Source organism: Aeribacillus sp. FSL K6-2833, from assembly GCF_037965815.1.
GTDB classification, from domain to species: domain Bacteria; phylum Bacillota; class Bacilli; order Bacillales; family Aeribacillaceae; genus Aeribacillus; species Aeribacillus composti.
In genome coordinates, this window is sequence record NZ_CP150189.1 from 261,792 (window position 1) to 279,613 (window position 17,822).

Consider the following 17,822-nt stretch of genomic DNA (forward strand, 5'->3'; position numbering starts at 1 on the left):
ACATTTAAAGGAGGAATTGTGCCCATGAAAACAAACTATGTAAAAGTCGGCAATTTGCAAGTAGCTGAAAATTTGTATGATTTTATCAACAATGAAGCATTGCCGGGAAGTGGTGTGGAAAAAGATGAATTCTGGCTTCAGTTTGAGAACCTTGTTTATGAACTGACACCTATTAATAAAAATTTGCTTAAGCGTCGTGATGAAATCCAGCAAAAAATCAACGAATGGCACAAAAAACATCGCAACAAATTCAACTTTGAAGCCTATAAATCATTTTTGCAGGAAATCGGCTATTTAGAACAAGAAGTGGAAGACTTTAAGATTACAACAGAAAATGTCGATGACGAAATTGCTCTACAAGCCGGGCCGCAGTTAGTAGTGCCGATTAATAACGCACGGTACGCTCTCAACGCCGCCAATGCCCGATGGGGAAGCCTTTATGACGCTCTTTATGGAACAGATGTCATCAGCGAAGAAGATGGGGCTGAACGAAAAGGAGAGTATAATCCGATTCGCGGGGAAAAAGTCATTGCCTTTTCGAAAAACTTCCTTGATGAAGTAGTGCCGTTGCAAGAACATTTCCACCGAGACGCTGTTCAATACGCAGTTGAAGACGGGAATTTGGTTGTCACTTTAATGAATGGCAAGACAACCGCTCTTAAAGAAAGAGAAAAGTTCGTAGGCTACAGAGGAGAGTCGGATAAACCATCTGCCATTTTATTGAAGAACAACGGTCTTCATATTGAAATCCAGATCGATCGAAGCCATCCAATTGGAAAAAATGACGATGCGGGAATTAAAGATATTCTATTGGAAGCGGCTGTTACAACGATTATGGATTGCGAAGATTCTGTGGCGGCAGTGGATGCGGAAGACAAAGTGCTTGTTTATCGCAATTGGCTTGGCCTCATAAAAGGAGATTTGACAGCTACTTTTACAAAAAACGATAAAACGATTACACGTACGCTTAATGCTGACAGAACATACACATCCAAAACAGGAGAAAAGTTCACTCTCCCAGGTCGTTCACTTATGCTCATTCGTAACGTTGGGCATTTGATGACAAATAGTGCAGTGCTCATTGGAGAGGGAGAAGAGATCCCAGAAGGAATATTGGATACGGTTGTAACAAGTTTGATTGCTAAACATTCCCTTTTAGGAAATGGCAAATTTGAAAACTCCAGGAAAGGTTCGATCTACATTGTAAAACCTAAAATGCACGGGTCTGAGGAAGTGGCGTTTGCCAACTTGCTATTTAACTGCGTCGAAGATTTGCTGGGATTAAAACGGAATACGCTGAAAATTGGTGTGATGGATGAGGAACGGCGCACAACTTTGAATTTGAAAGCTTGTATTCGGGAAGTAAAAGATCGTGTTGTATTTATTAACACAGGGTTTTTGGACCGAACTGGCGATGAAATCCATACATCAATGGAAGCAGGTCCGATGATTCGGAAAAATGATATGAAAACATCTCAATGGCTGCAAGCCTATGAACGCTCAAACGTCTATATCGGTTTACAAAGCGGCTTCCAAGGCCGTGCGCAAATTGGAAAAGGCATGTGGGCAATGCCGGACATGATGGCGGAAATGCTCAAGCAAAAGATTGGCCATCTAAAAGCAGGCGGCAATACTGCGTGGGTGCCATCACCAACAGCGGCTACATTGCATGCTCTCCATTATCACCAAGTAAATGTAACAGATGTCCAAAACAAATTGGCTGAAACGATTGAAGATCTCCGTGATGAAATTTTACAAATTCCGGTTGCAGAAAACCCGAATTGGACCCCTGAAGAAATACAAGAAGAGTTAGATAATAATGCACAAGGAATTTTAGGATATGTTGTTCGTTGGGTGGAGTTAGGAATCGGCTGTTCAAAAGTTCCGGATATTAATAATATTGCTTTGATGGAAGACCGGGCAACGTTGCGGATTTCAAGCCAGCATATCGCAAACTGGCTGCATCACGGCATTGTTACGAAAGAACAAGTTCTTGAAACACTTAAGCGGATGGCGAAAATAGTCGACAAGCAAAATGAAAATGAACCTGGCTACCGCCCGATGTCAAAAGATTATGACCGTTCCGTCGCATTTCAAGCTGCGTGTGACCTCGTATTTAAAGGTTATGATCAACCTAACGGCTACACAGAACCGATTTTGCATCGCCGCCGTCTTGAAGCAAAAGCAAAATATGCTGTAAAACAATAACTTCTCATCATGAAGGTGCTGTCCAGAAAGTCAAATCGCCATTGAAAACAACACCGATATATCAATGTTTCTAAAACATTAATGGGGGCGTCAAAAAGCCGTAAAAACGACTTATCAGACACCCCCTTCTATTTAAAAGCTACATCTTCCATGCACAAAAACCGATCAAAATCTTTAGTTGCGCGGCTTTGGTTATGAATGAAAAGTTTTATTATGAAGGAGTTGAATGTATGAAAAACCTTCGGGAAAAGGCGCTGGAAGTTCATAAAAATCCGTTATTGGTCCTGAAGAACAGATTGTTATTCCAGAGGGAATAGATAGGGTAAAGTTTGAATCTGAGCTGGCAATGTAATCGGTAAACAAACGAAAATGGTGCCGGAATCAGAAGCATTGAATTATGTATTTGGGTACACGGTGGGCAACGACGTAACGGCGCCGCAGTTTTTCCATGAAGATGGCCATTGGACAATCGGTAAATCGTTTGACACATTTACCCCCCTTGGCCCTGTCATTGAAACAGAACTTGATACATTTCGCATTCATGTTGAAGCAAAGTTGAACGGTGTTAAAAAACAAGATAGTTCAACGGAATTGATGATTATTTCCATTCGGAAAATGATTTCCTATTTATCATCTGTCATGACACTTAAACCCGGTGATGTCCTTTTAACAGGAAGTCCGGTTGGAGCCGATTTTGTTCAAGCAGGAGATGTAATTGAATGCGAAATTAAAGGAATCGGCACATTAAAAAATACCGTTGTTGCTGCAAAAAAACGTGTTAACACGTTATGAAGGAAACAATCTTAGTATTCAAATGATAAAGTGAATAATGGAACAGAAAGAACTTGGCAGTTTTTGTTCTTCCTGTCATAATATAAGGGAATCAAGAAAATTTATATGGCGGAATTTGCACTCTAGCAAATTCCGCCAAGATTTTAGAAGGTGAACGGCTGTGGAAAGAGACAATATGGTCAAGTCTGTAAGCAGGGCGTTGGACATTATTCAACTTGTCAGCTTAAAAAAAGAAGGTTTAGGCGTCACAGAGATTGCCAATCAGATAGATATCAACAAAAGCTCCGTGTATCGAATCTTATCTACACTTGCCCGGTACGGCTATATTGAACAAGATTCCGAAACAGGACGATATAAACTGGGGTATAAATTTTTGGAAATCAGTTCGAAGCTATTAGAATCGATTGATCTTCGCAAAGAAGCAAAACCTTTCCTGCAAAAATTAGAAAATGAGACGAACGAAGTCATCCATCTGGTTGTTTATGACCAAGGGGAAGTCGTTTATATTGAAAAATTGGAAGGAAATGAAACGCTGCGCATGCATTCAAAAGTCGGAAAACGTGCCCCAATGCATTGCACCTCTGTAGGAAAGGCCATTCTCGCCAATTTGCCGTCAAGTGTCGTTTTAGACATCCTTGACAGAAAAGGGTTGCCGATGCATACGAAAAATACGATTACGAATAAGGATGCATTTTTGAAAGAGCTCATTCGAGTAAAACAACAAGGATATGCACTAGATTTAGAAGAAAACGAATATGGGATTCGTTGTATTGCTGCCCCAATTTTTGATCATTTGGGGAAGGTCATTGCTGCCGTGAGCGTATCAGGACCAACCATTCGAATGACAGATGAGAGGCTCAAACAACTTAAGCCGCGGATGATTGAAATAGGAAAGCAAATTTCTGCTCGGCTTGGTTTTGTTGAATATGCTTGAGTAATACCTTCGCCTTATTTGAATTGGATTTCGCTCCAACTTTTCAAATAGGGCAAGGGTTTGATTATTACATAACAAAGGAATTAGTTAATGATAAAAAATTCAGAAAATATTGATAATTAAAAAAATAAAAGGTATAATGAGTGTACAATGATTTTCCATTCATGTGGGTGAATTACATTTTGAATAAGAGAGGGGAAAATCTCTTGTGAGTACTGGATTGTTGGCTTTTTTATCGCTTCTTCCAATTTTAATCGTCGGAATTTTCTTGGTTGGGTTTCGGTGGTCAGCTAGCAAAGCGATGCCGATTTCATATGTTGTGGCCGTCATACTTGCGCTCTTTGTTTGGAAAGTATCAGCAGCCAATGTAATAGCTGCCTCCATAAATGGTTTGGTTGTAGCTGCTACACTATTGTACATCATTTTTGGCGCCATTTTGCTTTTAAATACTTTGCAAGAAAGTGGGGGAATTAAAACAATCCGGCAAGGGTTCACCGATATTTCTCCAGACCGGCGCATTCAAGTAATTATTGTCGCATGGTTATTTGGTTCGTTTATTGAAGGATCCGCAGGCTTTGGTACGCCAGCTGCAGTTGCTGTTCCATTATTAGTAGGATTAGGATTCCCAGCGATGGCAGCCGTTGTGGCGGGCATGGTCATTCAAAGCACACCCGTTTCATTCGGTGCTGTCGGCACACCGATTCTTGTCGGCGTACAATCAGGATTATCCGCTGATGCAACGATTACTGATAACTTGCTGTCGTTGGTCACTTCGATTGGAGCGAAAGTTGCTATTCTTCATATGATAACGGGCACTCTTGTTCCATTATTTGTTGTAGCCCTAATGACCAAATTTTTTGGAAAAAACAAGTCGTTTTCTGAAGGAATTAAAGTTTGGAAATTTGCCTTGTTTGCGGCTTTTACAATGACGATACCATATCTCATCGTTGCCAATGTCCTTGGCCCTGAATTTCCTTCCATGGTTGGCGGCTTGGTCGGATTAGCAATCGTTATTGCCACTGCGAAAAAAGGTTTTTTAATGCCATCTCAAGAAGAAGTATGGGACTTTGAAGAAAAGTCTAAATGGGATCCGGATTGGATAGGAAAAATTGAGATTAAAGATATCGCACACAAGAACGGCAAGATGAGCATGATTCGCGCTTGGACTCCGTATATTTTAGTTGGCTTGTTTTTAGTGGCGACCAGGTTGAAATCGCTTCCAATCGGCGGGTGGCTGCAAGCGTGGACGATTGAGATTCGGAATATGTTTGGAACAAATATTACGGCTAGCTTTCAACCGCTTTATTCACCAGGAACAATTTTTATTGTTGTGTCACTGATTACCTTTTTTATTCACGGAATGAATGGAAGCGCATACAAACGTGCTTGGATGCATTCAGGGAAAACGATGATCTCAGCTTCAACCGCGCTAATTTTTACCGTTCCAATGGTTCAAGTGTTTTTAAATTCAGGCGGCGGTGCTGCAGGTTATGATCAAATGCCAATTGAATTGGCGAACGGAGTAGCAGCGCTGGCGGGCAATTATTGGCCCTTTTTCTCCACATTTATTGGTGGACTGGGCGCTTTTATAGCTGGCAGCAACACGGTCAGTAATATGATGTTTTCTTTATTTCAATATAATGTAGGTTCCCAAATTGGTGTTGATCCCACTTGGATTGTTGCCCTTCAGGCGGTAGGTGGTGCGGCTGGGAATATGATTTGTGTACACAATGTCGTCGCTGCTTCGGCAGTAGTCGGGTTGGTAGGAAAAGAAGGAGCAGTTATTAGAAAAACATTGCTCCCATTTACGTATTATGCTTTAATGGCCGGTTCGATTGGATACTCGATTGCATGGTACTCCGAAAAGGGAATATTTAATCTCGGTTCCTTGATTGCAGTCTTGATCGCAGTTGCCGCCGTTTACATCATTGCAACAAATAAAAAACGGGCAACATGGCCCGCTCATAATAAGTCATCATTTGGCGCAAAACAATAATCCTAACAAAAAGAATGGATATAATAATTTTTTAAGAAAAAGTAAAGGCTGTCTTAAAATATTTGCTCCCCTTCACTAGGGGAGTTTTTCTATGTCAAAAAAAACATACTAATCTTAGTATGTTTTGTGAAGAGTGATCATAGGACTTGTATACTTTACAAAGTTGCTCTCACAATATCGCCCTATATTAAAATCCAGCTTTTTTTATGCAGATATAAGATGTGCTTGGTTGCACGTAAATATCAACGAAGTTTACATCAATAAGAAACCCCTTGGAGCCTAAAGGGGTTTTTGTGACTATTATGTTAACTATGATTGAACAACATATTTATATTTTGAAAAGGTGAAAAAAATTTAAAGTGACATATCCCCCCTGGGGGGATATTATCATAATAAGGAGGAATGAAATATGTGTCAAAACCACCATCATCAAAATCATGAACATAAATATCGCAAGCAGGTCATTAATCGATTAGCGCGAATTGAGGGACATGTTCGTTCCATTAAAGAAATGGCGATAGAAGGAAGAGACTGTCCTGAAATTCTTTTACAAATTGCGGCTGTAAGGAAAGCGTTAGATAATGCAGCAAAAGTAATTTTTGTTGATCATATGGAGAATTGTCTAGTAAATGCTGTTCATCAAGGAAATGAGGAACAAGTATTAAACGATTTAAAAAAAGCATTAGAGAATTTCATTCGATAAGGGGATTAAATTTTTTGATGATTCCAGAGGGTATCAGTCAGGAGCGATCAACAAAACAAAAAATAAAGATCATCCTAGCATTAGCTGTTCCTGCCATGATCGAAAATATTTTGCAAACAGTGGTAGGATTTGTAGACACACTTTTTGTATCAAAATTAGGATTAAACGAAGTCACAGCAGTAGGCGTGGCAAATGCTGTTCTAGCCGTATATATCGCCATTTTCATGGCAGTTGGAGTAGGGGCTTCTTCTTTGATCGCACGTCATGTCGGTGCTGGTAATATTGGCCAAGCAAAAGCCGTTGCTAAGCAGTCAACCATTCTTTCTTTTTTTATAGGTTTATTTTTTGGTTTTATCACCTTATTTTTCACAGAACCTTTACTTCGTATTATGGGAGCAGAACCAAGCGTTTTAGTAGACGCCTCTGTTTATTTTCGGATTGTAGCTGTCCCGTCTGTTTTTATTTCTTTAATGTTTATCTTTGGAAGTATTTTACGAGCTGCTGGCGATACAAAAACACCGATGAAAGTAAGCTGGTGGATTAATATCATCCATATCGTTTTGGACTACTTTTTCATTTTTGGTTTATTGGGATTTCACGGGTTGGGCTTAGCAGGAGCAGCCTGGGCGACAGTCATTGTAAGAGTGCTGGGAGCCATCGCTCTTTATTATTACATTCAAAAATCGTCTATATCATTTTCTTTATTTCAGAAATCTTCTTTGGATATAAAGAAATTCACATTGCCTATTTTGAGGCTGTCTGCTCCTGCAGCAATTGAACGCTTAATTATGCGTTTAGGGCAAGTGCTTTACTTTGGATTAATTGTTCGAATTGGAACGGAAACGTATGCAGCTCATACAATTGCCGGGAATATCGAAACATTTTCCTATATGCTAGGATATGGCTTAGCTGTGGCAGCATCAACACTTGTAGGGCAGCATATTGGGGCAAAGCTTGAAAAAGAGGCTTATACATATGGGATGCTGACGACTTATATCGCCATGTTATTTATGTCTATAATAGGTGTTCTGTTGTTTTTCCTTTCTCCTTGGCTTGCTACTTGGTTTACAACAGATAAACAGGCTATTGAGATGGTTACTACGGCATTAAGAATTGATGCTTTTGCCCAACCAGCATTAGCTATGGGATTGGTGTTGACTGGAGCTTTACAAGGAGCAGGAGATACAAAAAGCCCCATGTACAGTACAGCGGTCGGCATGTGGGTCATTCGTATTGTAGGTGTATATGTATTGGGCATCCAATTAAATTTAGGAATAGCAGGAGTATGGCTATCCATTGTAATCGATCAAGTCATTCGAGCCCTGTTTTTATGGTGGAGATTTAAAAAGCAAATCAAACATTGAACATACAATTATATGTATAGAAAACTATAATTCTCAAATACTTTAGTATGCTAATGAACTAAAAATATCCATTGACATTCATTTTTATGTTGTGTTATTTTTATTTTATGTTAATTTATTACTCTAATATATTATCGAATTAAAGTACACTCGCAGATATCTTCATAGATGCGTTTTTATAGCAATTATCGTTATGCTTTTTTGAGCTTATTTGATGCAAATGTTGTCCGAACTATTGCAGATGCATTTACGGATGGTTTAATTGTGAGTAGTAGTGGGGGACATTTAAATTTTTTGGACATGCAATAGGTTAAAAACAAAATGAAAATAAATTAAAGGTGGTTATCTACAGTATGAAACGATTAGCAATGTTTATTCTAACTATGGCAGCGTTATTCTCGCTCCTGATAGGATGCTCCAAATCGGAGGAAAAAGACAAAACGCTAGTAATTGGAATAGATGATAAATTTGCACCTATGGGGTTCCGGGATGAGAATAATGAAATTGTAGGGTTTGACATTGACTACGCCAAGGCAGCTGCCGAAAAAATGGGAACAAAGGTAAAATTTCAGCCGATCGATTGGAAAACAAAAGAATCTGAATTAAGCAGCGGACGGATCGATCTCATTTGGAACGGGTATACCATTACGGAGGAACGCAAAAAGAAGGTTCTTTTTACAAAGCCTTATATGAAAAATGCACAAGTTGTGGTCACACTTGCTGATTCAAACATTTCTAAACTTGATGATCTAGAAGGCAAAGTGGTTGGTCTTCAATCTCTATCTTCTGCAGCCGATGCGTTGGATAAAAATCCGATTAAATCGAAAATCAAGACGGTTACGGAGTATGCCGACAATGTTCTGGCATTGAAGGATCTAAAGCTAAAACGTGTTGATGCAGTAGTGATTGATGAAGTTGTCATTAAATATTACATGTCGAAAGAAAAAGATACTTATAAACTGCTCGATGAATCCCTTGCACAAGAAGAATATGGAATTGGTGTTAAAAAGGGTAATGAGGAACTGCTGAATAAACTGCAAAAAGCTCTCGATGAGCTGAATGAGGACGGCACTGCCGCCGAAATCTCGCAAAAGTGGTTTGGCGAAAATAAGGTATTAAAGTAAAATAGACCAAACTTGGATTTCCTTGAGAAACCCTGTTTTGCTTTTGGAGGAATTCTTTCATGTCCGTAGATTATTTCAACTCAATCATTAAGCCGATGCTGCTAGGGGCACAGATGACGGTTCTCTTGTTTTTGATCGTCATTGTGTTGTCAATTCCGCTCGGCTTCATACTAACACTTGCTGTAAGAAGCAGGTTCAAGCCTTTATCGTGGCTTACACAGATTTATATATATGTGATGCGGGGCACTCCATTGCTGCTTCAGCTGCTTTTTATATGTTTTGGACTGCCGATGATCCCTGTGATCGGAGATTATTTGGTATTAGACCGCTTTGTCGCAGCTTGTTTGGGTTTTATATTGAACTATGCTGCATATTTTGCCGAGATTTTCCGCGGCGGTTTGCTGGCTATTGATAAAGGTCAGTATGAGGCATCACAAGTCCTAGGCTTGAATAAATGGCAGACGATGACGCGAATCATACTTCCACAAATGTTCCGCATCGCACTTCCTGCCGTCGCTAACGAATCGGTTACACTGGTTAAGGATACCGCACTGCTCTATGCTGTTGCCGTACCAGAATTATTACACTATGCACAGACTGCTGTGAACCGTGATTTTACAATCGTGCCTTTCTTCATCGCAGGCATTATTTATCTGATCATGACGCTCTTATTAACTGTTCTCTTTAAGTGGCTCGAACGACGGTTCAAATTTGATTAAAAAGGAGTAGTGAGTGTGGTTCTCATTGAAGTATCCAACCTCAAAAAATCATATGGCAAGTTGGATGTATTAAAACAGATAACATTTGATGTTAACAAGAACGACGTAATTGCTGTGATCGGACCATCTGGTTCTGGTAAAAGTACAATGCTCCGTAGCCTGGTCCATCTTGAGGAAATAGACGGAGGCAGCATTTGTATATCCGGGGATTATTTGGTGAAGGACGGGATTTACTCAAAACCGCAGGAGATTAAGCGGATCACCTCTAAGATGGGAATGGTTTTCCAACATTTCAATCTCTTTCCTCACCTCACGGTTAAAGAAAATTTGGAACTTGCTCCTAGGCTAGTAAAGAAGGAATTAAATGCGGAAATTGAACGACGCAGCACAGAACTTCTGAAGAAAATCGGGCTCTCCGATCGGGCATCAGCTTATCCTGCAAAACTTTCGGGCGGTCAAAAACAAAGAGTCGCCATTGCTCGTGCGCTTATGATGAACCCTGAAATTCTGCTGTTTGATGAACCTACTTCCGCCTTGGATCCGGAGTTAACCGGCGAAGTACTGCAAGTAATGAAGCAGCTGGCTGAAGAGCACATGACGATGATTGTGGTGACACATGAGATGGGGTTCGCCAAGGAGGTTGCAAACCGAGTCATTTTCATGGACAACGGGGAAATCATCGAATCCGGTCTTCCGACTGAGATTTTTACAAACCCGAAGTTTGAACGAACGAAAGCTTTCTTGAACCGCAGTTTGAAATAATCCGGGACGCTGTCTATTAGTAGATTACTTGACACTTGCTACTTAAAATAAATAGTAACTGATCAACAAATAAAACGTACTTTTAGCACATCCCAAATCCGTTTTAAATAAAACATATTAAGATTAGCAGCACAGACTACGGCCAAGTCTGTGCTGCTATTTTTGTACGCCCGTCAGAGTGTAATAATCTCTAGGGTGAAAGCCCCGAGCCGTGAAGGCAGAAGTAACGGTACGTACGGTGGTGTGAGAGGGCGGGGGTTAGTCACCACATCCTACTCGATTAGTAGAAGCGTTGAAAAGGTCATGAGCCCCGGAACCATAAGTTTGTTGTACAAATTCATTCGATGGGGTATAGAGCAGGATCATTTAGAAAGAGCCTTGCCTTTTTAGCATTCGTTCCTAAGTGCTTTTTCTCAGTTTATTGATGAATTGCTCAGACAAAATGTTGAAGGAAAGAATATGGTCCATATACACTTCACCGATTAGTTGTATCTCTTCATTTTCATGCTGTAAAGAATATGGGAGAGTTTTTTCTATTAATGGTATATGTTTTTCTGGTTCTTGAACAATGGTGTTCCATGCACGTATGATCAGCTCTAAGTCTTCACTGAACAGTGCGCTTTCCAATTCTTCCGTCGGTAACGGCTCTGATAATAGGGGCATTTCATCCACGAATTGCTTTGAATAAAGTCCTTCTAAAAATTTTTCAAAGTTTTCAGCTAGCTCCTCTGTATTTGCACCAAGATAAAATATTTTCTGAGTTTCAAGGTGAAGGACAATATTTCCATTGGTACAAACTGCAATCGGGATGACGCTGCCTTCTAATTTCAATTCCTCAAGAGATAAAAAGCGGTCGATTTCTATAGCTTCCTTTTCCGTTAAAAAATACATTTTCTCCGCTTCTCCTTCGTGTAAAGCGGTCACGAAAGACGCATACTGATCCGGCAGTTTGTAAGGAAGACTATGTCTCTCTTTTTTTGCTTTATGGCGGCTATGATTTTCCTTCTCAAATTCCTGATCGTGGTGAAAAATTTGTGTTTTATAAAAATGGGTAATGGAAAATTGTTTTGCAGCTACCTTCCATTCCGTCATCGGATTGTCAAATAAAACACTTAAGATGAAGCTTTTGTTATTAAGATCCCCTTCTTCATAAAGCCAAAACATACCTGGTGTTAAAGGTATTTCGGATTGTTCCTCCTTGATTCCAGTAATCTCAATAACGATGGCATCCCCCTTGCTGAAACTGCCTTCCCCATTTAACGTTAATCTGAGTGCATCGTGATCGCGATGGATATATTGTAATTCTGCGTCATGTAATCCATCTTCCAAAATGCTGATCAGCTCTTCCGGCAGATTTTCGCGAATATGTTCAAAATGATTCTTCGCTTCATCTAACACTTTTTCGCATTCCTCAATTTTAGCCTTCAACCAAATGATGAGCTCGTCCCGCACTTCCTTTGGCAGTGTCGGCTGATTAATGGTGCCGTCCAGAATATAGGGATGAAATGTTTCCGGCAATGTTTGCAATAATTCGTCTTTAATAGATTCAAGATCTTGCCGCAAATAGTCGCAGACATCCTCGCCGTCTTCTTCAAAACTTTTGATAAAATCCATCCATTCTTCATCAGACTCGGGAATTGTAAGCAGGTGGGCCTTCTGCATTTTGTCATACCATTCTTTTGTAAAAAATTTCATTATATCTCTCCTTATATGCTATCCGCCATTTTTCCTCATATAATGAATTCACTTCTTATAAGCGTTTCACCTGCTAAAAAGGAGAAATTTAACAAAATAGGTGATGGGGGTGTCTAATAATTCGTTTTTACGGCTTATTGACGCCCCCATTAATGTTTTAGAAACGTTGATATATCGGTGTTTATGATTTTTTGTTTTCAATGGGGATCTGACTTTCTGGACAGCCCCATGATTGTACAGAAAAATATCCGGTTTTAACGGCCAGGATATAAAAAAGAATTACTATCATGCATCTGAACTTAAAAGTAATTACTGTACAGAAATAGTTAAACTAATAGTTGAATAAATTCAAGTTCTATACTTACTAGACAACATCTTTCAAGCCTAACTGATCTGACGCGAAGAGAAATAGTTCGTCTACTTGCCCCTCATGACCGAACAGTATGGGAATTGGCGGAACCTTTTTGATATGTCTTTAGCAGCTTTGCTAAGCATATCAAAACATTAGAACGGTCAGCCCTGCTTGAAAGGACTATGCAAGGACGAACGCATATTTGTCGTCTTACCTCCAAATCGTTTTCTACTGCTAAAGATGGCTTCGATTTTATGAACGTTTTTGGAACAGACAGTTTGACGTTCTTGAACATGAGCTGAATAAAGCAAAAAGGAGAAAAAAATAAAGTATTTGCAACAAATTCATTATTTTGTAAAGGGTGATGAGAATGGTTAGTACATCTACAATAACCTTAACGATGAAACGTTCTTTTGATGCCTCTGCAGATAGAGTATTTGACGCGCCACTTTGCATTCCCCCTGTTAATCCGAAATAAGAACGGGCTGGTCGCTGAGATAACGGATGGCACGGCAGAATACAACGAGAAAAACAACCGTTTATCACTGTTCTACGATCTAGCCAAGATGTCTGTCGTTCGTATGGCAAAGTCTTTAGCCCATAAGCATTTACCATATCAATGCACCGCCGTAGCATGACTCCGGGCTGGATGCGTTCTGAAATTATGCTTGATCACTATGGTATGACAGAAGAAAACTGGCGTGATGCCCTTGTGAAGGAACCCCAATTCATCATCTCGGAAACGCCGCGTTTTGTCGGCCGCTTTAGCCGGTGATCCGAAGGTTGCTCGCTGGAACGGTCAATCTGTGTCAAGCGGTCAGCTCGCGCAAGTGTATAGTTTTTATGATCTTGATGGCTCACAGCGAGATGCCTAGTGATATATCGGAGAAGTGCAGGATGCTGGAAAGCCAGCGAATGCTTCCGAGTACCGCTAACGGGAAGCGATAGCTCGATATGCACCGCAGTGCGGATCTTTATTTTCATGTTTAAAAAAGTGTCCAAGAAGTCGAACTTGATCACCAGGCGCATGTTCGGCTTCTTCTTTTGTGGAAAATTGATGATATCTTCTATTCTCTCGAAGCCTTGTAGCTGTATGGGAGTCGAAGGGTGAGGGGGGGAGAAGGTGGATAGATAAGAGGAAGAAAGAATGATGAAAACCTGTGATAAAATATGCGTAGAAGGAAATTCTTTTTCAATTAATGGGAAGTAGTATAAAGGATTTTACAGAGATGGAGAGAAAAAATGACTTATTCGTTTATTTTTAAAGATTCATTTATGGATTTAACGAAAACTCGTATCCGTGAAATACAGACTGATGAAGAAGTGTTGCTTCATCCTAAATGGAGCTTTCCAATTGGAAAGTATTCGTTTTTTTCTGGAAAAGAAGAATATAAGGCAATATCTACAAAAGAACATTTCATACATAACGCCTTTGTTGTGCTTCAACCAGACGGAAAAGAAATTGTACGAATTAAAAATTTGTCACTTCATAAGAAAAAATCTATTTTTAAAGAGCTTCGAATGGTTTATAGCCAGAACAGCTTTCATATAAACTCTACTCTTGCATTTAAAACGATAACGATTAGTAATGGAAAAGAGGTCATTCTGACAGCGAACAAAATTTCTTCGATATTTAAAAATCTTTTAGAAATGTATGATTACGAAGTTCAAGTTCATCAAACGATGAACTTACCATTTATAGTGTGGGTGGCCATTTTCAAGGGGATCCATTTATTGATTAGACGTTAGATCCATTGTAAAAATCTCCTTGGACCTTTCTGGAATTCCTTTTTTTCTAACTCTTCTCCACGTAATGTTGCGGACATGATTTTTTAGTATTTTGTACTAGTTGCTGGTGAAAAGACGAGAGTCTGCGTGTATGACTGTGAGTAAGCGATGGATTGGATTTTATCAGGTCAGTCAAAACGTATTTTTCGAAGACTATCAAATTGTTATATCAAAAAGGACAAAAGTGCGAAGGACCGTTAAGTTTTAGGAGGATTCACATGAAGGAATATGTAATTTTGGCAGTAGCCATCATAAGTGAAGTATTTGCAAGTTCAATGCTGAAAGTATCAAATGGATTTAAAAAGTTGTTTCCTTCCATCGGAGTCGTAATGGGGTATGGCGCAGCTTTTTATCTCTTATCTTTATCTCTAAAAGCAATACCGCTTGGTACGGCTTATGCGATATGGTCAGGCTTCGGTACGGCTTTAACTGCATTAGTCGGTGTTATCTTTTATAAAGAAAGTATTGATCTTAAAAAATGTTTAGGCTTAGTTCTAATCATTTGTGGAGTGGTTGTTTTGAAACTCAGCAGTTCTCATTAACGATGAGAGAGGAGGCAATTGTATGAAAGGTTATATCGCATTAGGAATTTCTATTATCAGCGAAGTATTTGGTACGACAATGCTTAAATTGTCAGATGGATTTACAAGTTTTTTCCCTTCCATTGGTGTTATAGTTGGTTATGGATTATCTTTTTATTGTTTGTCGTTATGTCTTAAGACAGTTCCGTTAAGCTTGGCCTACGCGATTTGGTCGGGGCTGGGGACAGCTTTTACAGCGTTAATTGGTGTTCTAGTATGGCGGGACCCATTTAATATTATTACATTAGTTGGTCTAGTATTGATCATTGGCGGGGTGACTTTATTAAATGCTCCAAAAAGTCCAGATAAAGTTTTATAAAAACTGACCCCTTGTCTGAAGGGCGCAAGGAGTCAGCTATAGGTCTAAACGATTGTATTTCGTTTATAGGCTGACTCCCGGTTCGTATTCTTTAATTCGCTGACGGACGAAATCAGGAATCGCTCTCGATTTTCCAGCGGCGGCATCATAATTGACATAGATCACTTCAGCCTGAACCAGCGGGTCTTTTTCTCCCGCTTTTGTGATGATAAACTCCATTGTCAGGCTAGAGCCGCCAATTCGTGATGTTCGGCACCAGATCTCAAGCATATCTTTAAAACGGGCTGGCTTTTTATATTCCAGCGTTGATTTGACCATTGCAATATCAAATATATTTTCTTGGGCAAGCTCCTCGAGATCCCGCCCAAACACTTCCTCAAAATAGTCAATAACCGCAACGTCAATATATGTCAAGTAATGGGCGTTAAAGACAATTTTTTGTCCGTCAATTTCTGAGTAGCGCACCCGCAGGCGGTGTGAAAAACGGAATCCTTCCATTATGTACCCTCCTGAAAAAATGTTATTTTCATTATATAATGAAAATTCTATCAATTAAAGCGGGAAATAAGACTTTGTAAAGAAGTTCGAAATAAGCTGAGCATCTGTCAAAAATTCAAACATTGATGCTAAAGTTGCGTTCACCTCTTTGATTAGGACAGAGGTAGGAAATAACATAAAGAACAAAAATAAAAAAATATATTCAATAACAAACAAAAGTGTTATATAATTGAAATTACAGTAAAAACCAACTAGTATGTTTGGAATATTTTTATATTTATGCAAAAAGCGAAAATAAAAGATGTCATGAACTCTTCCCCCTTTCCTTGGCGCCGACGCTGGCATTTATCAAGCTAAAGAATTTAATTTGTCCAAAGGTGAAGGAATGTTCGACAGTTAGTGAAGAAAATTGAAACCGTTTACTTTAAAATTTCTAAATTTTCATAACAGTTCATAAAAACAGCATAAGGTACATTCATAATGTATTAGAAAAAAGTACTAGTTTACTAAAGGAGATGGATAATTTATGGTTATAAAAGAATCTTTTGAGCTAGCAAGGCAAGTCTATGAAAAATGGGGAATAAATATTGAAGAAGTATTAGAAAACTTGCAGCAAGCGTCAATCTCTATCCATTGCTGGCAAGGTGATGACGTAAAAGGATTTGAAGCAGATGCAAGCGAGCTTTCATGGGGGATTGATGTAACAGGAAATTATCCGGGGAAGGCAAGAAATGCTGAAGAATTAAGGCAGGATTTAGAGAAAGCGCTGTCATTAATTCCAGGAAAACATCGTGTCAACCTACACGCCATTTATGCAGAAACAAATGGTGAAAAAGTGGAAAGAGATCAGTTAGAACCGAAACATTTTGAAAACTGGGTTAATTGGGCGAAAAAAATTGGTATAGGGCTGGATTTTAATCCTACCTTATTTTCGCATGAAAAAGCAGCAGATGGACTGACGTTGTCTCATCCTGATCCGGGAATTAGAGAATTTTGGATCAACCACTGTATTAGGAGCCGAAAAATCGGTGAGTACTTTGGCAAGGAGCTTGGAACACCATGCTTAACAAATATATGGATTCCGGACGGCTATAAGGACATTCCAAGCGACCGATTGACTCCAAGGAAGCGATTAAAAGAATCATTGGATAAAATTTTTAGTGTAGAGATCAATGAGAAATATAATTTGGATGCAGTCGAAAGCAAATTGTTTGGAATAGGATCTGAGTCTTTTGTTGTCGGCTCGCATGAATTTTATCTAGGGTACGCCTTACAAAATAATAAAATATATTTATTAGATACAGGTCATTTTCATCCTACTGAAACAGTCTCAAATAAAATTTCATCGATTTTGCTTTATAGCGACAGGCTTGCTTTACACGTATCGAGACCGGTTCGGTGGGACAGCGACCATGTCGTGATTTTGGATGATGAATTGCGTGAAATAGCGCTTGAAATCGTGCGCAATGATGCGCTGCATAAGGTTTTAATCGGACTTGATTTCTTTGATGCCAGCATCAATCGTCTTGCTGCATGGGTCATTGGAACGCGTAATATGATTAAAGCTTTATTATATGCAATGCTTATGCCGCATGAATATTTAAAGCAATTGCAAGAAAAGGGAAACTTTACGGAAAGATTGGCGGTTATGGAGGAATTTAAAACTTATCCTTTCGGTGCAATTTGGGATTATTATTGTGAGAAAATGAATGTTCCTGTAAGAGAAGAATGGTTAAAAGAAATTCAAAAATATGAGGAGGAAGTATTAACTAAGAGACAGTAGTCGTAAATATGGCAAGAGTATGAATTCTCTTGCTGCTCAAATTAGCCGATCAGTGAATTAAAAGAGCTGAAAAATTATAAAGACTTCGTGGATTAAGGAAAGCTTCACTCCTAATGGAGAAAATAAAGTAAATATAGGAAGTGCTCGATTCGGCAATTTCACTTAATAGCTTTAGCATCCGAAGCATCAGTAGATAATAGAAAG

The 17,822-nt window shown here is 39.3% G+C and carries 14 protein-coding genes and 2 pseudogenes; 14 read left to right on the top strand and 2 right to left on the bottom strand.

Translation table 11 applies throughout. The features are described from left to right. The first annotated feature begins 24 nt into the window (after positions 1-24). The 9 genes and pseudogenes from NSQ94_RS01435 (at position 25) to NSQ94_RS01475 (ending at position 10,602) form a co-directional block, all read left to right on the top strand. Positions 25-2,208 (top strand): malate synthase G, encoded by a 2,184-nt coding sequence (locus NSQ94_RS01435; RefSeq protein ID WP_327863016.1) that lies wholly within the window; start codon positions 25-27, stop codon positions 2,206-2,208. 271 nt (positions 2,209-2,479) lie between these two features. Next, positions 2,480-3,000 (top strand): annotated as a pseudogene (locus NSQ94_RS01440) (fumarylacetoacetate hydrolase family protein); the annotation flags it as partial. Positions 3,001-3,160: 160 nt separating this feature from the next. After that, positions 3,161-3,934, top strand: coding sequence for an IclR family transcriptional regulator (locus tag NSQ94_RS01445; RefSeq protein ID WP_094244933.1), 774 nt, complete (start codon positions 3,161-3,163; stop codon positions 3,932-3,934). A 208-nt stretch (positions 3,935-4,142) separates the two neighbouring features. After that, the gene (locus NSQ94_RS01450) at positions 4,143-5,930 is read left to right on the top strand and encodes an L-lactate permease (RefSeq protein WP_339229952.1); all 1,788 of its coding nucleotides are present in this window, start codon (positions 4,143-4,145) and stop codon (positions 5,928-5,930) included. A 409-nt stretch (positions 5,931-6,339) separates the two neighbouring features. Then, entirely contained in the window at positions 6,340-6,633 is a 294-nt protein-coding gene (locus NSQ94_RS01455) for a metal-sensing transcriptional repressor (RefSeq protein WP_063386497.1), read from the top strand. A 17-nt stretch (positions 6,634-6,650) separates the two neighbouring features. Then, entirely contained in the window at positions 6,651-7,997 is a 1,347-nt protein-coding gene (locus NSQ94_RS01460; protein ID WP_339230696.1) for an MATE family efflux transporter, read from the top strand. A gap of 353 nt (positions 7,998-8,350) precedes the next feature. Then, positions 8,351-9,121 carry an amino acid ABC transporter substrate-binding protein gene (locus tag NSQ94_RS01465; RefSeq protein WP_063386498.1) on the top strand — a complete coding sequence of 257 codons (771 nt, stop codon included), beginning with the start codon at positions 8,351-8,353 and terminating at the stop codon, positions 9,119-9,121. A 59-nt stretch (positions 9,122-9,180) separates the two neighbouring features. Next, entirely contained in the window at positions 9,181-9,840 is a 660-nt protein-coding gene (locus NSQ94_RS01470) for an amino acid ABC transporter permease (RefSeq protein ID WP_063386499.1), read from the top strand. 15 nt (positions 9,841-9,855) lie between these two features. After that, the gene (locus NSQ94_RS01475; protein WP_066250409.1) at positions 9,856-10,602 is read left to right on the top strand and encodes an amino acid ABC transporter ATP-binding protein; all 747 of its coding nucleotides are present in this window, start codon (positions 9,856-9,858) and stop codon (positions 10,600-10,602) included. Between the two features lie 399 nt (positions 10,603-11,001). Here NSQ94_RS01475 and NSQ94_RS01480 read toward each other — a convergent pair whose 3' ends face one another. After that, positions 11,002-12,297 carry a DUF4085 family protein gene (locus tag NSQ94_RS01480; protein ID WP_339229954.1) on the bottom strand — a complete coding sequence of 432 codons (1,296 nt, stop codon included), beginning with the start codon at positions 12,295-12,297 and terminating at the stop codon, positions 11,002-11,004. A gap of 789 nt (positions 12,298-13,086) precedes the next feature. Here NSQ94_RS01480 and NSQ94_RS01485 point away from each other — a divergent pair. The 4 genes and pseudogenes from NSQ94_RS01485 to NSQ94_RS01500 form a co-directional block, all read left to right on the top strand. Continuing rightward, a pseudogene (locus tag NSQ94_RS01485) lies at positions 13,087-13,524 on the top strand (short-chain dehydrogenase); the annotation flags it as partial. 367 nt (positions 13,525-13,891) lie between these two features. Beyond that, entirely contained in the window at positions 13,892-14,398 is a 507-nt protein-coding gene (locus NSQ94_RS01490; protein WP_066250419.1) for a hypothetical protein, read from the top strand. A 257-nt stretch (positions 14,399-14,655) separates the two neighbouring features. Further along, positions 14,656-14,979, top strand: coding sequence for a multidrug efflux SMR transporter (locus NSQ94_RS01495; protein WP_130158505.1), 324 nt, complete (start codon positions 14,656-14,658; stop codon positions 14,977-14,979). 22 nt (positions 14,980-15,001) lie between these two features. Beyond that, positions 15,002-15,337, top strand: a complete 336-nt coding sequence (locus NSQ94_RS01500; RefSeq protein ID WP_144596916.1) for a multidrug efflux SMR transporter — start codon at positions 15,002-15,004, stop codon at positions 15,335-15,337. A 63-nt stretch (positions 15,338-15,400) separates the two neighbouring features. Here the strand turns inward: NSQ94_RS01500 and NSQ94_RS01505 are convergent, their stop codons facing one another. After that, positions 15,401-15,835, bottom strand: coding sequence for a thioesterase family protein (locus NSQ94_RS01505; RefSeq protein ID WP_339193940.1), 435 nt, complete (start codon positions 15,833-15,835; stop codon positions 15,401-15,403). A gap of 526 nt (positions 15,836-16,361) precedes the next feature. Between NSQ94_RS01505 and rhaA the strand changes: the two genes are divergently transcribed. After that, complete coding sequence (gene rhaA, locus NSQ94_RS01510; RefSeq protein ID WP_339229957.1) at positions 16,362-17,618, top strand: L-rhamnose isomerase; 1,257 nt, start codon at positions 16,362-16,364, stop codon at positions 17,616-17,618. The last annotated feature ends 204 nt before the right edge of the window (positions 17,619-17,822 follow it).

Bases quoted from the DNA above. Each gene is read 5' to 3' on its own strand.
- NSQ94_RS01500 (WP_144596916.1), top strand. From the start codon at position 15,002: ATGAAAGGTTATATCGCATTAGGAATTTCTATTATCAGCGAAGTATTT.
- NSQ94_RS01470 (WP_063386499.1), top strand. From the start codon at position 9,181: ATGTCCGTAGATTATTTCAACTCAATCATTAAGCCGATGCTGCTAGGG.
- NSQ94_RS01465 (WP_063386498.1), top strand. From the start codon at position 8,351: ATGAAACGATTAGCAATGTTTATTCTAACTATGGCAGCGTTATTCTCG.
- NSQ94_RS01490 (WP_066250419.1), top strand. From the start codon at position 13,892: ATGACTTATTCGTTTATTTTTAAAGATTCATTTATGGATTTAACGAAA.
- NSQ94_RS01505 (WP_339193940.1), bottom strand. From the start codon at position 15,835: ATGGAAGGATTCCGTTTTTCACACCGCCTGCGGGTGCGCTACTCAGAA.
- NSQ94_RS01435 (WP_327863016.1), top strand. From the start codon at position 25: ATGAAAACAAACTATGTAAAAGTCGGCAATTTGCAAGTAGCTGAAAAT.
- NSQ94_RS01455 (WP_063386497.1), top strand. From the start codon at position 6,340: ATGTGTCAAAACCACCATCATCAAAATCATGAACATAAATATCGCAAG.
- NSQ94_RS01480 (WP_339229954.1), bottom strand. From the start codon at position 12,297: ATGAAATTTTTTACAAAAGAATGGTATGACAAAATGCAGAAGGCCCAC.
- NSQ94_RS01460 (WP_339230696.1), top strand. From the start codon at position 6,651: ATGATTCCAGAGGGTATCAGTCAGGAGCGATCAACAAAACAAAAAATA.
- NSQ94_RS01495 (WP_130158505.1), top strand. From the start codon at position 14,656: ATGAAGGAATATGTAATTTTGGCAGTAGCCATCATAAGTGAAGTATTT.
- rhaA (WP_339229957.1), top strand. From the start codon at position 16,362: ATGGTTATAAAAGAATCTTTTGAGCTAGCAAGGCAAGTCTATGAAAAA.